At 62.9% G+C, this 14950-nt stretch carries 13 protein-coding genes; 11 read left to right on the forward strand and 2 right to left on the reverse strand.

The genetic code is table 11. The features are described from left to right. Positions 1-2 precede the first annotated feature (2 nt). Both F4Y38_10885 and F4Y38_10890 read right to left on the reverse strand, forming a co-directional pair. Positions 3-1631: a CTP synthase gene (locus F4Y38_10885; protein ID MXY49781.1), complete on the reverse strand. Its 1629-nt coding sequence runs from the start codon at positions 1629-1631 to the stop codon at positions 3-5. Between the two features lie 256 nt (positions 1632-1887). Then, on the reverse strand, positions 1888-2685 hold the full coding sequence (locus tag F4Y38_10890) for a transporter substrate-binding domain-containing protein (protein MXY49782.1): 798 nt from the start codon (positions 2683-2685) through the stop codon (positions 1888-1890). A 52-nt stretch (positions 2686-2737) separates the two neighbouring features. Between F4Y38_10890 and F4Y38_10895 the strand changes: the two genes are divergently transcribed. From F4Y38_10895 to F4Y38_10945, 11 genes are all read left to right on the forward strand, one after another. Then, the gene (locus tag F4Y38_10895) at positions 2738-4696 is read left to right on the forward strand and encodes a CRTAC1 family protein (GenBank protein ID MXY49783.1); all 1959 of its coding nucleotides are present in this window, start codon (positions 2738-2740) and stop codon (positions 4694-4696) included. After that, positions 4696-5550, forward strand: a complete 855-nt coding sequence (locus tag F4Y38_10900) for a hypothetical protein (GenBank protein ID MXY49784.1) — start codon at positions 4696-4698, stop codon at positions 5548-5550. Before F4Y38_10895 ends, F4Y38_10900 begins: the two co-directional genes overlap by 1 nt. 341 nt (positions 5551-5891) lie before the next feature. Further along, entirely contained in the window at positions 5892-6581 is a 690-nt protein-coding gene (locus F4Y38_10905; protein ID MXY49785.1) for a Gfo/Idh/MocA family oxidoreductase, read from the forward strand. A gap of 45 nt (positions 6582-6626) precedes the next feature. Further along, positions 6627-7022, forward strand: coding sequence for a VOC family protein (locus F4Y38_10910; protein ID MXY49786.1), 396 nt, complete (start codon positions 6627-6629; stop codon positions 7020-7022). A 63-nt stretch (positions 7023-7085) separates the two neighbouring features. Next, complete coding sequence (locus F4Y38_10915) at positions 7086-7517, forward strand: hypothetical protein (GenBank protein ID MXY49787.1); 432 nt, start codon at positions 7086-7088, stop codon at positions 7515-7517. A 117-nt stretch (positions 7518-7634) separates the two neighbouring features. Continuing rightward, on the forward strand, positions 7635-8738 hold the full coding sequence (locus tag F4Y38_10920; protein ID MXY49788.1) for a carboxylate-amine ligase: 1104 nt from the start codon (positions 7635-7637) through the stop codon (positions 8736-8738). Between the two features lie 220 nt (positions 8739-8958). Next, positions 8959-10569 carry a sulfatase-like hydrolase/transferase gene (locus tag F4Y38_10925; protein ID MXY49789.1) on the forward strand — a complete coding sequence of 537 codons (1611 nt, stop codon included), beginning with the start codon at positions 8959-8961 and terminating at the stop codon, positions 10567-10569. 142 nt (positions 10570-10711) lie between these two features. Next, on the forward strand, positions 10712-11563 hold the full coding sequence (locus F4Y38_10930; protein ID MXY49790.1) for a phytanoyl-CoA dioxygenase family protein: 852 nt from the start codon (positions 10712-10714) through the stop codon (positions 11561-11563). 63 nt (positions 11564-11626) lie between these two features. Then, entirely contained in the window at positions 11627-11920 is a 294-nt protein-coding gene (locus F4Y38_10935) for a hypothetical protein (protein ID MXY49791.1), read from the forward strand. A gap of 4 nt (positions 11921-11924) precedes the next feature. Continuing rightward, positions 11925-13724, forward strand: a complete 1800-nt coding sequence (locus F4Y38_10940; protein MXY49792.1) for a methylaspartate mutase — start codon at positions 11925-11927, stop codon at positions 13722-13724. Then, positions 13724-14863: a hypothetical protein gene (locus F4Y38_10945; GenBank protein MXY49793.1), complete on the forward strand. Its 1140-nt coding sequence runs from the start codon at positions 13724-13726 to the stop codon at positions 14861-14863. Before F4Y38_10940 ends, F4Y38_10945 begins: the two co-directional genes overlap by 1 nt. Positions 14864-14950: the final 87 nt, after the last annotated feature.

Here is a 14950-nt window from a genome sequence, read left to right on the forward strand (position 1 = left end):
TGCTATTCCGCTTGACCGGCCTCCATGGCCACCTGCCGGTCTTCCGCTGATTCCGCGTACGTCAATGCTGCCTGGACCAGGCCTCTGAACAAGGGGTGGGGTCTGTAAGGACGGCTTGTCAACTCGGGGTGGAACTGGGTGCCTACGAAGAAGGGGTGCGTGGGGATTTCCAGTATCTGCATGATCTCCTCGTCGGGCGTCATGCCGGAGAACACCATGCCCTTGTGCTCGATGAGTTCCCTGTACTGGTTGTTGAACTCATACCGGTGGCGAAACCGTTCGACGGCCGCTTCCGATCCGTAGCAGCGGTGTGCTTCCGTGCCGGCTTTCACTTTCACTTCGTGTCCTCCGAGCCGCATCGTGGCCCCCATGCCGGTGAGCTTCCGCTGGTCGGGCAACAGGTAGATGACCGGCGTTTCCGTTTCCGCGTCGAATTCCGCGTGGGCGGCTTCCAGCATGCCGCACTCGTTGCGCGCGAACTCCACCACGGCCAGCTGGAAGCCGTAGCACAGGCCCAGGAACGGCAACCCGTTCTCCCTGGCGTACTGTATGAACCGGATCTTGCCCTCGGCGCCCCGCTCGCCGAAGCCGCCGGGCACGATGATCCCTGAAATACCGTCCAGCATGCCCTCGTCCAGCGGCTGATCACTCGAGAAATCCGTCGTGTCTATCCACTCGGTGGCGATCTCCGCGCCCACGGCGACCTTGCTGTGGTCCAGGGCGTTGAGAATGCTCACGTAGGAATCGTGGAGCGCCGTGTACTTGCCGGTGATGGCGATGCGTACTTCGGGATGGCTGCCGGACAGGTACTTCAGGTAGATGTCGAACATCTCGGGACGCTGGTCGGTACGCTGCGGGAGGTTGACGTTGAGCTTGTCGGCGACGATCTGCACCGTCTCCTGGCGGTCGAGCAGGGCCGGCACCCGGTAGATGGAATCCGTGTCCGGACTGCTGACCACGCGGTCCTCGGCGATGTTGCAGAAGAGGCTGATCTTCTGGCGGACGCTCTTGTTCAGGGGTATGGCCGAGCGGCACACCACGATATCGGGCTGGATGCCCAGTTGAAGCAGCGCCTTGACACTGTGCTGCGTGGGCTTGGTCTTCAATTCCCCGGCGGACGCGTTGTAGGGCACCTGCGTGACGTGGACCGACATGACGTTGTCCCGACCCTCGTCGTAGAGCATCTCGCGGGCGGCTTCGATGAAATGGATGTTCTCGATATCCCCGACCGTGCCGCCGATCTCGACGACCAGGATGTCGTAGGGGCCCTCGTGGGCCTTTGTCCGGATCAGGTTCTTGATCTCGCCGGTCACGTGGGGAACGACCTGCACGTCACGGCCGAGATACTCGCCCCTCCGTTCCTTGTCGAGGATGATGCGGTATACCCGGCCCGACGTGATGTAGTTGTTCCGGTTCAGGTTATCGTCGAGGAAGCGCTCGTAGGTACCCAGGTCCATGTCGCATTCGGTGCCGTCCTCGAGCACGAACACTTCACCGTGGCGGTAGGGGTTGATGGTGCCGGCGTCCTGGTTCAGGTAGCCGTCGATCTTAATCTGGGAGACCGTGAATCCGTAATGCTTGAGCAGGTGTCCGAGGGAAGCGCTGAAGACGCCCTTGCCCACGCCGGACATGACGCCGCCGGTGACGAAGATGTACTTGGTCCGGCCGATGCGGTAATCGGTGGGGAAGAATTCGATGGCCTCGGATTCTACGGTCTTGGCGCTGTGGGCGTCCAGGTCGACTTCATCAAAAAACACATCGTCGCTATAGTCCGGGGCACCGGCCAAAGACTCGCTCCTTGTTCAGGATTTAGGATGTGATTAAGGCCGCATCTAAGATAGGGCGGGAAAGACGAAATCGCAATACAATTATATTAAAAATCCTATATCAATAGTCCCCGATCCACTTGCTCCTCAGCGCATCCAGCGTACCCTTCTGCCGCATCTGGTACAGCCAGAGGTTCAGGAAGTTGATGAAGGGCTGGTCGCCGCGGACGGTCATGTAGCCGAGGTCCTCACGGGTCAGTGGCCTGTCCGGGTCGAGGGCGTATAGCAGGGAATTCTGCCTGGCGTAGATCACCGCTTCCACGTTGTCCGTGAACATGACGTCCACGTCGCCCGCCGCCACGGCCGGCTGTACGTCCAGATTGTTCTCGAACATGACGATCGTGGCCTGCACGATGTTGGCACGGACGTAGGCTTCGTTGGTCCCGCCGTAGTTGGCGCCGATCCGGACGCCGGCCCGGTCGATGTCCTGAAGGCTCCTGTAACGCTCGCGGTCGGCCTTCCGGATTAGCGGCGACTTGCCGATGGTTACATACGGATCGGTGAGGGCCAGGTCTTTCTGCCGCTTCAGCGTCCGGGTAATGCCGCCCATGGCCAGGTCGAACCGGTCGTTCAGGGTGTCGTAGGAGAGGTTGCTCCAGGTCGTGGGCACGAACCGGACGCCGACGCCCAGCGCTTCGCCGAGCAGATGCGCCGCGTCGATGTCCATGCCCTCGTAGGTACCGGTCTCCGGATTCAGATAGGTGAATGGCTTGTAGTCGCCGGTCGTCCCGACCCGGATCTCTCCCCGTTCCTGGATCCTGTCCAACAGGGAGGTCTGGCCGTGTATATGCGCCGGAACGGCGCCCAGGCAGACTGTCAGAAAAAGCGCCAGGATAGCGCGCATATGGAAAGTCTTCATTGATCACTCCAGTAGGGTATGATTCGCTGGCGGAACTTCAAACGACCTGCGGATGCGACCGTCGGTGAGTTTATACCGCTTCCCGACACGCGTGTCAATGCATCTTGACAGCCCCGCGCCGGGCTTCTACCTTGAAATCGCATTCGACACAATCAGAAAAACCCGTGACATTTCCATCTGTCCACCCGCTGAATATCTTGTCCCTCAGGCCATGTCACCAGCCTCCTCCAGTACGATACGGACATCGGCTACTGCGCTTTTCATCATATTGATCTTAGCTCCCTTCTTCCTCGACCGATGGCTGTCGCGCGAGACAGACGTACGCATGGCAGACGGGCGCGAGACAGACGCGGCAAATCCGGGACGTTACGGGTTCCTGTTGACCGACGCGACGGCGGCGGCCGGCATCGACTTCTTCCATGCAAAACCGCAGCTCGATCCGCAGCTCGACCCGATCATGCCCCATATCTCGGCTCTCGGGGCATCCGTCTCGGTCGTGGATTTCGACAATGACGGGTGGCAGGATCTTTACGCGACCAGCAGCAGGAAGGGTACGCCGAACGCCCTGTACCGGAACCAGGGCGACGGCAGCTTCGCGGAAGTTGCCGGAGAGGCCGGCCTGGCCGATGTGAACGGGGACGGCGGCGTATCCATGGGGTCGGTGTGGGGGGATTACGACAACGACGGGTACGAGGACGTCTTCATCTACATGTGGGGCCGCCAGTGCCTGTACCGGAACCTGGGCGATGGTACCTTCGAGGACGCGACCGGCGCGGCCGGGCTCGACCGGTGGATGAATGCCAACAGCGCGGTGTGGACGGACGTTGACCGGGACGGCCAGATCGATCTCTACGTGGGCGGGTATTTCTCGGAAGTATATGACCTATGGCAGGTTACGACCACGCGCATCATGCAGGAGAGTTTCGAATACGCGAACAACGGAGGCCACAACTATCTCTTCCTGAACCGGGGAAACGGACGCTTCGAGGACGTGACGGAAGCCTACGGGGCGGACTGCACGCGGTGGACCATGTCCGTCGGCGCGGCGGACCTGAACGGCGACGGCTGGCCCGATCTGTACCTGGCCAACGATTACGGTCCCGAGGTGCTCTTCCTCAATATCGAAGGGAAGCGTTTCGAGCAGCCCGCCGGGACCACGCTGGAGGAGACCTCCAAGAGCGGCATGAACGTGGCCTTCGGCGACCTGTACAATGACGGCCGCGCGGACGTCTACGTGACGAATATCTCGAAGCGCGGCTACCTGTTCCAGGGGAACAATCTCCGCCGCAACCTGATGGCGGAAAACGGCCGGATGCTCAACATCGCGGAGGGTGAGATCGCCGACGCGGGCTGGGCCTGGGGCGCGCAGTTCGGGGACCTGAACAACGACGGATTCGTGGACTTGTTCGTCACCAACGGCTTCGTCTCGGCCGATCCGGAGGAGGACTACTGGTATGAGATGTCGCGGGTCGCCATGGGAAACAACAACATCTTCCAGGATGTGCGGAACTGGGCGCCCATGGGCGATCAGAGCCTTTCGGGATACGAGCGGTCCAGGCTGTACCTGAACGACGGCACCGGGCGCTTCTACGACGTAGCGGAATCCGTCGGCGTAAACGACCGGTACGACGGCAGGGGAGTCGCCCTTGCCGACCTCTTCAACCGGGGCGTGCTCGACGTGGTGGTGGCCAACCAGGACGGCCCCCTGGTCCTGTACCGGAACGAGGTCGACGGTGAAAACGCGTGGATTTCCTTCGAGCTGAAGGGCACCCGCGGCAACGCGAGCGCCATCGGCGCGGAGGTCCGTGTATTCCGGGACGGCCGGCAACAGCTCCAGGTCGTGACAGCGGGCGCGAGTTTCGCCGCCCAGAGCCAGCGGAGACGGCACTTCGGCCTGGGTGCCGCCACGGAGATCAAACGCGTCGAGATACGCTGGCCGAGCGGGACGGTACAGACGCTGGAACATCCCGAAATAAACCGGCTGCACACCGTGACCGAACCGGAGGGATGATGCGCGCAACCGACGCCGCGGAGTCCGGATCCACCGCGGGACCGCCGACGGGATCGCCGGATGGACCGCCGCTGGGACCGCCGGAGGGGGTGGGATGGCAGATCGACCCACGGTACCTTTCCTCCGGCCTGATCACCCTGATCCTTGTCTTCGGCCAGCTTTACGTGGGATTCCTCCACGACCTGTCGCAACTGTTCACGGCGATCGCCGCGGCCCTGGCGGCGGAGTTGATCCTGGGCCGCCTGCTGACGGGGAAGTGGCTCAACCCCGCCAGCGCGTACATCACCGGGATCAGCTGCGGGATTCTGCTGAGATCGCTTTCCCTCTGGCCGTACGCCATTGCCAGCCTGCTTTCCATCCTGTCGAAATACGTCCTCCGCTTCAAGGGCCGGCACCTGTGGAATCCTTCCAACCTGGGCATCTGCGTGGTGCTCTTCGCGGCGCCCGGGACCGTGGCGGCCCTGAGCGAGCAGTGGGGCAACGATCTCTGGGCCATGGCCGTTATCTGGGTGCTGGGTTCCGTCATCCTCTGGCGGGCGAAGCGGTTTCACGTTACCTTCACCTACGCCGTGTCCTTCGTCGCGCTCGCTTACGTGCGGTCCATGATCACCGGAACCCCGTTCCTGTCCGAAGTCGCGCCCATCACCGGGCCCATGTACCAGCTCATGGCCTTCTTCATGGTCACGGACCCCGCCACGTCAGTCTCCTCGCGCAACGGCCGCATCGGGGTGGCTTTTCTGGTGGCGCTGGCGGAAATGGTACTGCGGCTTTACGAAATCGTGAACGCGCCGCTGTACGCGCTGTTCCTGGTGGGACCGGCGGCGAAGGTATTGGATTTGAGACGTTCGGCCTGAATGAAAGGGAGATCCCCATGGCCCTCAGGGTAGGCATCGTCGGCGTGGGTGGCATCGCGCATTGTCACGGCAGGGCGGCCCGGGAAGCGCCCGAAACGGAACTCGCCGCGATCTGCGATGTCTCGGAGGAGGCGGTGGACCGTTTCGGCGAGACCTTCGGGGTCTCCCGGCGTTATACGGATCTGGAAGGCATGTTGCAGGAAGAGGAAATCGACATCCTCTCCGTCTGTACCTGGGGTGATTCGCACGCGGATCTCACTATCCGGGCGGCTCGGACCGGCCGCGTCAGGGCGATTCTCTGCGAAAAACCCATCAGTTCGACGGCGGCCGAGTGCGAAGCCATGATCGATACCGCGCGGGATCACGGCGTCCTGCTCGCCGAGGCCTTCAAGTTCCGCCACCACCCGTGCCATCTCAGGGCAAATGAGCTGATCGAAGCCGGTGAGATCGGTCAGGTCAAATTGATCCGCAGCACCTTTACCGCGGCGGTCGATCCCGGTAACCTGAGGCCGGACTACAACTGGCGTTTCAACAAGGCCAAGCGCGGAGGCGCCACTTACGACCTGGGCTGCTACTGCATACACCACGCCCGGTTCATCACGGGCAGCGAACCGTACGTCGTCCATGCCCGCGGCCATTTCGGACAGCGATCGCAGGTGCCAGAGGACGTCACCGCGCAGCTCGAATTCCCGGGAGAGATCAGCGCGCAGTGCGTCTTTTCGTTCCGGTGCCACGGATCCCAGGAGTTCGAAGTATACGGTACCCGGGGCTATATGCGGATGGACATGGCGTGGAACAATGAAGATCGCCCGGTTGCGCTGGAAATCAGGAAGAGCGGCGGGGAAGAAAGAACCATCCGGTTCGCGCCTGTTTACCAATTCACCGAACAGCTGCGGCACCTGTGCGACTGCCTCGAATCCGGCCGGCCGCACCGGATTCCACCGGAGAACAGCCTGGGCAACATGCGGGTCATCGACGCCGTGCACGCGTCCATCGAGGCGGGACAGCCCGTGGTTTCGAATCCCGGCTAGTCCCCGGGCGCACACTTCACACGCACTTGAGGAGGGCATTGAGCAATGAGAATCACACTGACCAGTGTCGCGGTAGATGACCAGCAGAAGGCGCTTCGCTTCTACACGGAGATACTTGGCTTCCAGGTGAAGCACAACATACCCCTGGGAGAACACGCCTGGATCACCGTGGTATCCGGGGAAGATCCGGATGGGACGGAACTGGCGCTCGAGCCTGATGTCCATCCCGCGGTGCGTCCGTTCAAGAAGGCCCTTGTGGACGACGGAATCCCCTGGACAGCCTTCGCGGTCGACGACGTCGCAGCCGAACACGAGCGCCTCGAGGCAAAGGGTGTGCGATTCGTACAGCCGCCAACGGATGCCGGGACCGTTATAATCGCCGCCTTCGACGATACATGCGGCAACTTGATTCAGATTATGGAGGAGAAGGATCAGGCGTGACGATCGCATAGCTCCGTCGACCATCCGGGTCAACGGGCATAATGCGCATTTACAGGGAGGAACATGATGCTCAGGAACATCCTCGCAGCCGTCGTCGGCTACGTTGTCATGGCCGCCGTGCTCTTCGTACTCTTCTCGCTGCTGTGGGTGGCGGTAGGCCCCTCAGGTGCCTTCCAGCCGGGTTCGTGGGAAGTACCCACCGGCTGGTCGCTCGGCTCGCTCGTGCTCGGTTTCGTGGGCGCGTACATCGCCGGCCTGGTCTGCGTCAGGGTGGGGCACGATGCCAGGGCTGCGATAATCCTGATCGGCCTCGTCATCGTGCTCGGGGTGGTGAGGGCCCTGACGCCGGTGGAGATGCCGGCAGGACCGCGTCCCGACGACCTGTCGATGATGGAGGCGACCGCGGGTGCCATCCATCCGGCATGGTTCAACTGGCTCAACCCGCTGATTGGGGCCGCGGGCGTCTGGTTCGGATCGCGGAAGTCGCGCGCGTAACTGCAAAAGCGTGTCAGAAAAAGCGTAGCAGTCGACCCGTAGCAGTCTACCTGTTGCAGTTAACAGGACAATCGGCGGTCTATCGTCCGGACCCGGTTACCTGGAGCAGTTTACACCATGAACCTCGAGGAAATGACCCTCGGCGTCGAAGAAGAATACCAGATCATCGACCCCGATTCGCGGGAACTGACCTCCTACATCTCCGAGTTCCTCGAAAAGGGAAAGCGGGTCTTCCGCGACCAGGTCAAGCCGGAATTTCTTCAGTCCCAGGTGGAAATGGGTACCGAGGTCTGCAGGGACATCAAGGAAATCCGAAGGGAGATCGCCCGGCTTCGGAGCATGGTGTCCGAAATCGCGGAAAAGAGCGGCCACCGGATCGTGGCGGCCGGCACCCATCCCTTTTCCCGATGGCAGGAGCAGGAGATCACCGAGAAAGACCGGTACCGCAGCCTGGTTGCCGACCTGCAGTACGTCGCCCGCCGCCTGCTCATCTTCGGCATGCACATCCACGTCGGCATACCCGACCGGGAACTGCGCATCGACACCATGAACCAGATCAGCTATTTCATGCCCCACGTCCTGGCCCTTTCTTCTTCATCCCCCTTCTGGATGGGAGACAACACGGGGCTCAAATCCTACCGGAGCATCGTGTTCTCCGAGTTGCCCCGGACCGGCATCCCCGAACGGTTCAATTCGGCCGACGAATACGACCATTTCATCCAGACGATGATCAAGACCGGCTGCATGGACGAGCCCACGAAAATCTGGTGGGACGTACGTCCCCATCCCCGTTTCCCCACCCTGGAGATCCGGATCTGCGACTGCATCACCGAAATCGACGAAGTGGTGGCCATCGTGGCCCTGGTCAGGGCGGTGGCGACCAAGTTGATCCGGCTGCGCCGCGAGAACCAGTCATGGCGGTACTACCGGCGCGACCTGGTGGCCGAGAACAAGTGGCGTGCGATCAAGGACGGGCTGGACGGAAGCCTGGTCGACTTCGGCAAGGAAGAGGAGGTGCCCCTGAGATTCCTCATCGAGGAACTGCTGGATATCGTGGACGACGTTGTGGATCCACTCGGTGTCCGTGAAGAGATCGAGTACATCCGGGTCATGCTCGAACGGGGCAGCAGTGCGGACCGGCAACTCAGAACCTATGATGAAACCGGTGATCTGAAAGCCGTCGTCGACCAGCTCGCCGAGGAGACGGTTACGGGATTGTGATCGGGACGAAGAACAGTGGTGATTTCCATGGCCGAACAATACGAAAACAACTTTGTACGACTGGTGAGTGTTCTTTGGAACGTCTGGCGCACATTCTGGTGGTGGCTTTTCGTGATTGTCGTGATCTACCTTATGAACCGAATGCTCTGTTCGTGAACCACTGAAACCCGCAACCATTCGTTACTTTGTTCTGCTGAATACAGTGAGACGAGTGCATCTCGTGCCTTCCCGGTCTAGACCGAACATCCTGTGGATCTCCTTTGAGGATACGGGCCCCTATTACGGCTGCTACGGCGACCCGGTAGCGCGCACGCCGAACGTAGACCGCATCGCGGCCGAGGGATGCCGGTGGACGCACTGCTTCTCCACGTCGGGCGTCTGCGCCCCTGCCCGTTCTGCGATCATAACCGGGATGTACGCCACCTCCATCGGCACGCACCACATGCGGACCACCCACGTACACGCCGATACCCCGGAGATGCCCACGCCATATTCCGCGGTCCCGCCCCATTACGTCAAGTGCTTCACCGAATACCTGCGTGCGGCGGGCTACTACTGCACGAACAACTTCAAGACCGACTACCAGTTCGATCCGCCGCTGACGGCCTGGGACGACCAGGGAAAGGATGCCCACTGGCGCAACCGGCCCGATCCGGAACAGCCGTTCTTCGCCGTCTTCAACCTCATGCGCAGCCACGAAAGCGGGATGTGGCCGGAGAAGTGCCCTTCGCCCGAGTTCGATTCCGAAGCCATCGAGCCGCCGCCCCACCTGCCCGACACGCCGAAGGTCAGGGAGGCCCTGGCCCGCATGTACACTCATATCGCCCACAACGACCGGGAGTTCGGTACCATTCTGGGGCAGCTGGAAGAAGACGGACTCGCCGGGAATACGTATGTCTTCAACTGGAGCGACCACGGACCCCTGCCCCGCGGAAAACGGTGGCCATATGACGCGGGAATCCACGTACCGCTGATCGCGCGGGGACCGGACCTTGAAGGCGGGCAGGTGTGCGAAGACCTCGTCAGCACAGTCGACCTCGGTCCCACGATGCTGTCCCTGGCGGGCGTCGGAATCCCGCACCATATCCAGGGCCGCGCCTTTCTCGGGGAGCAGGCGCGACCGCCACGTGAATATGTCTACGCAAGCAGGGACCGCCACGACGTCTCCTACGACATGGTCAGGGCCGTGCGCGACGGACGGTACAAGTACATCCGGAACTATCGGCCCGATCTGCCGTATCTTTCCTGGATACCCTACCGCAACCGCCATCCGATCATGCAGGAGATCTGGCGGCTGCACGTAGAGGGCGGGCTCGACGGAACGCAGTCGGCCCTTTTCCGGTACCCCCGGCCCGTCGAGGAGTTTTACGACACCGAAGCCGATCCCCATGAAGTACACAATCTGGCCGACGATCCCCGGATTCTCGGTGACCTGGAGCGGATGCGCGGGGCGCTCGACGCCTGGCTCGAGGTAGTGGGCGACCTGGGCCGGATTTCTGAAAGCGAGATGGTCCGGGACTGGTATCCGGACGGCCGCCAGCCCAAGACCGCCCCTGTGGTCTGCGTACCCGTATGCCCTGAAAGTCCCGGGATTGAACCGGCCCTGGAGGGTGGGTCGTATGACGGACCCCTGCTACTGCAGCTTCACTGCGCCACGCAGGGCGCTTCCATCGCCTATACGCTCCAGGCCGGGGACGACCCCCACTGGCTGTTGTACACCGAACCGCTGCGGCTCGAGGTCGGCGAGTACCGGGTGCGGGCCCGGGCAATTCGGATCGGGTACAAAGAAAGTCCCGAGATCCGGGCGAAGTTCCTGGTTCGGGAAGCATGACCGGCGCAACAGCGTAAGACGGGCCGATGCCTTGTTGCGCTAAGGCCCCGTCTTCAAAGAGGTTGACCATCAGGTGGTGAATCATTAAGAAAATACAAGCACGTTACGCGAAGTTCAGGTGTTTCGAACCCGGAGCCCCGCCATGGACCCTTCCTGTCTTGCCTACCGTTTGACGGACGAAGAGCGGCGCCTCTTCGATGAACAGGGTTATTTCATCGTGGAGAACGTCCTGCCGGGTGACATGGTCGAAGCACTGGGCCGGATCGCGGACCGCATCGACGCGGAACGCCGCCCGAACATGGGGGGCAGTCCCAACAGTATCAAGAACCACTTCGACATCATCGGACAGGACGATCTGCTGCTTGAACTGCTCGACTGGCCGAAGACCTTCCCCAAGGTCTGGGGCATTCTCGGGTGGCACATCCAGCTGTATCATTCCCACTTAATCGTTTCGCCGCCGTCGCCTTCGGATCAGAAGCCTAAAAAACGGCGTCTGGGCTGGCACCAGGACAGCGGCAGGCTCAATATCGACCTGGAGACCACGCCCCGACCGCGGGTGTCGCTGAAAGTGGCCTTCTTCCTGAGCGACTGCACGGCGACCGACCGGGGCAACTTCCACGCCATTCCGGGCAGCCACCAATGCGAGGCGATCGACTTTCCCGAAAACGCCGAGCTGGATCCCGAAGGCGCCGTTCCGATCCGTGCCGCGGCCGGCGACGCCGTGTTTTTCGATCGACGCCTCTGGCACGCCTCGGGGATCAACTACTCCGATATCACACGCAAGGTGTTGTTCTACGGATACAGTTACCGCTGGCTGCGTCCCCGGGACAACATGACGGTGGATCACTACATGGACCGCTGCGACCCCATACGCAGGCAGCTCCTGGGCGCCGGGCCATCGGGCGGTCATGGCTATACCTCGCCCCTGACCGAAGACATCCCACTGCGCGAATGGATCGCTGAACATGCGGGCCGGGAATTCGTGGTAAACTGAGGCGGCCATGCCAACCCGGCGGTCCGTGGCGTTCGCGTCGGTCGCTGCGAGGTGATCAGTACTTTGCCTGATTCATCAGATACCCTGGCGGAACAACAGGCCCTGCTCGACCGGATTGCCGAAGCCATATCCGCGCGCGAACTGACCGCGCCCGCGGTCCTCTTCCTGGAATCCATGAAACCCCTCTCGTTTCTGGGCGGCCAGTTCATGGCATTCCTGAGTCCCTTCATTCACATGGTGGTGGATGCGTCGGACTACGACCGGATCGCCGAGGCCATCGAGCGCCGGGAGAACGTGGAGTTCCTGATCCAGCGCATAGAGCATCACGCCTCCGGGGCGGATGATACGGCAGACTGAATTCATGTCCCTACCATCGGAAATCAACGTCATCCTGGCCACGGACTGCGGCAGCACGACCACCAAGGCCATCCTCATCGAGCGGCGTGACGGCGCTTACCGTCTCGTCGTTCGCGGCGAGGCGCCGACGACCGTGGAAGCGCCCTTCGAGGACGTCACGCGGGGCGTCCTCAACGCGGTGCGCGAGGTGGAGGAGCAGTCCGGCCGCGAGATCCTCGACGGAGAACGGATCGTGTCGCCGGCGGAAGGCAACCGTGGGGTGGACGTCTACGTCTCGACGAGCAGCGCGGGCGGCGGGCTCCAGATGATGGTGGCCGGCGTGGTCAAGAGCATGACCGCCGAGAGTGCCGAACGGGCGGCCCTGGGCGCGGGCGCCATCGTCATGGAAACCCTGGCGTCCAACGACGGGCGTCGGCCCCACGAGCGCATCGAACGCATACGTCAGCTCCGTCCGGACATGATCCTGCTGTCCGGCGGCGTGGACGGCGGCACGAAGTCCCACGTGGTCGAGATGGCCGAACTGATCGCCGCGGCGGACCCGAGACCCCGGCTGGGCAGCGGCTACGATCTGCCGGTGATTTACGCCGGGAACGCTGACGCCCGCGAAGACATTGCCCGGATCCTGGCCGAACGGACGGAACTCAGCCAGGTGGACAACCTGCGGCCCGTGCTCGAAGCGGAGAACCTGGGCCCCGCCCGGGAACAGATCCACACCCTGTTCATGGAACACGTGATGGCCCAGGCGCCCGGGTACGGCGACCTTATGGCGTGGACCCACGTGCCGATCATGCCCACGCCCGGCGCCGTGGGACGGATGGTGCGGGTCGTCGCGGAACGAAACGGAATCGACGTGCTGGGCGTTGATATCGGCGGTGCGACCACCGACGTGTTTTCGGTCTTCGGCGGCGCGTTCAACCGGACCGTCAGCGCCAATCTCGGCATGAGCTACAGCATTTCCAACGTGTTGACGGAGGCGGGACTGGAGGCCATAGCGCGGTGGCTGCCCTTTGAAATGACCGACGCCGACCTGAAGGACCGCATGGGCAACAAGATGATTCGGCCCACCAGCATTCCCCAGACCATGGAGGAGCTGATCATCGAGCAGGCCGTGGCCCGGGAGGCCCTGCGGCTGGCCTTCGAGCAGCACAGGAACTTCGCCGTCGAGTTGAAGGGCGTGCAACAGCTCCGAACGATATCGGACACCTTCGAACAGCAGACGGGCGGCCGGACCCTGGTCGACCTGATGAACCTGGACCTGATCATCGGCAGCGGGGGCGTGCTCTCCCACGCGCCGGGCCGGTCGCAGGCCGCGCTGATGATGGTGGACGCCTTCCAGCCCGAGGGCATCACGAACCTGGCGGTGGACAGCATCTTCATGATGCCCCACCTGGGCGTGCTGTCGACCGTGCATGAAACCGCGGCGCTGGAGGTATTCGACCGGGATTGCCTCGTTCACCTTGGGCCGTGCGTGGCGCCCGTGGGCACCGGATCGTCCGGCACCCCATGCGCGACCGTCAGGGCGAGGTCGGACGACGTGGAATGGACGCACGAGGCGGCCGTGGGCGAACTGGCCGCGATTCCGGCCGGGGAGGAGGAGGTCGCCCTGGAGGTCGCGCCCGCCCGCGGGTTCGACGCCGGCGCCGGACGGGGTGTGACCGTCTCCCGTACCGTGCGGAACGGCCCCCTGGGCGTGATTATCGACACCCGAGGCAGGCCGCTTCAACAGCCGGAGGACGCGGCCGAACGGGTAGAAACGCTGCAGAGGGATTACCGCGCACTCGACCTCTATCCGGAGTCCGGCTGATGGCCCACGCCTATACATCCGGCCTGCGCGTATCGCCGCGGACCGTCGTCGCCAGGACGCGCCGGCTGCCCCTGAGCGGCCAGGTGCTGGTGGATGTCGGCGACCGGGTACGGCCCGACACGGTGGTCGCCGAAACCTACCTGCCCGGCCCGGTGCACAACGTCAATGTGGCCAATGCCCTGGCCATCGTGCCGGAGGAAGTGCCGGGCTGCATGCTCAAGCAACGGGACGAACCGGTGGCGAAAGGCGAGTTGATCGCCGAATCCAGGGGGATCTTCGGTCTGTTCAAGTCCAGCGTCCGGTGTCCCGAAAGCGGCACCATCGAAATGGTCTCGGAAGTGACCGGACAGGTGCTCATCCGGGAACCGTCGACCCCGGTGCGGATCAATGCCTACCTCGACGGCACGGTCACCGAAACACTGCCCGGTGAGGGCGTCGTGGTGGAAACGGCCGGCGCCTGCATTCAGGGTATCTTCGGCGTAGGGGGCGAAACGCACGCGCCGATAAGCCAGATCGTCCAATCGCCCGAAGACGAGGTCACCGTTGAGATGATCGATGAACGCCTGCGGGGCCGGATCGCCTGCTGCGGATCCATGATCACCCTTGACGCGTTGCGTAAGTTGATAGAGGTCGGTGCGTCCGGCGTGGTCGTGGGCGGCATGCTGTACCACGATATCGGCGACCTCCTGGGATACCAGATCGGCGTCGCGGTGACCGGCGGGGAGGAAATCGGACTGACCATGATCGTCACCGAGGGCTTCGGACGGTTGCCCATGGCCGAACGCACCTTCGAATTGCTCCGTTCCCTGCAGGACCGCGAAGCTTCACTGAGCGGCGCCACGCAGATCCGGGCCGGCGTGATTCGGCCCGAGATCATCATCAAGTCCGCCGGTGGCGAGGCGTCCGCCGATGAGGCGTCCTCGGAACGGGTGAGTAAGGCCGGCCGCGGCCTTGAAGCCGGTTCGCTGGTCCGCCTGATCCGCGAGCCCTGGTTCGGGGAACTCGCCACGGTGGCCTCGCTGCCCGAACAACCCGTGCGGCTTCCCACGGGCGCCTTCGCCCGGGTGCTGCAAGCCCGCAGGACGAACGGAGCGCTCGTGACGGTGCCCCGGGCGAACGTGGAAATCGTGGAGACCTGATGCACCTCTGCCCAACCCCCCGCATACCGCATTGTGTATCTCACTCGACCAAACCGCATCATGTGGTCTCCGCGTATGCGGCAGTCT

It is taken from the genome of Gemmatimonadota bacterium (assembly GCA_009838645.1).
GTDB lineage: Bacteria > JAAXHH01 > JAAXHH01 > JAAXHH01 > JAAXHH01 > JAAXHH01.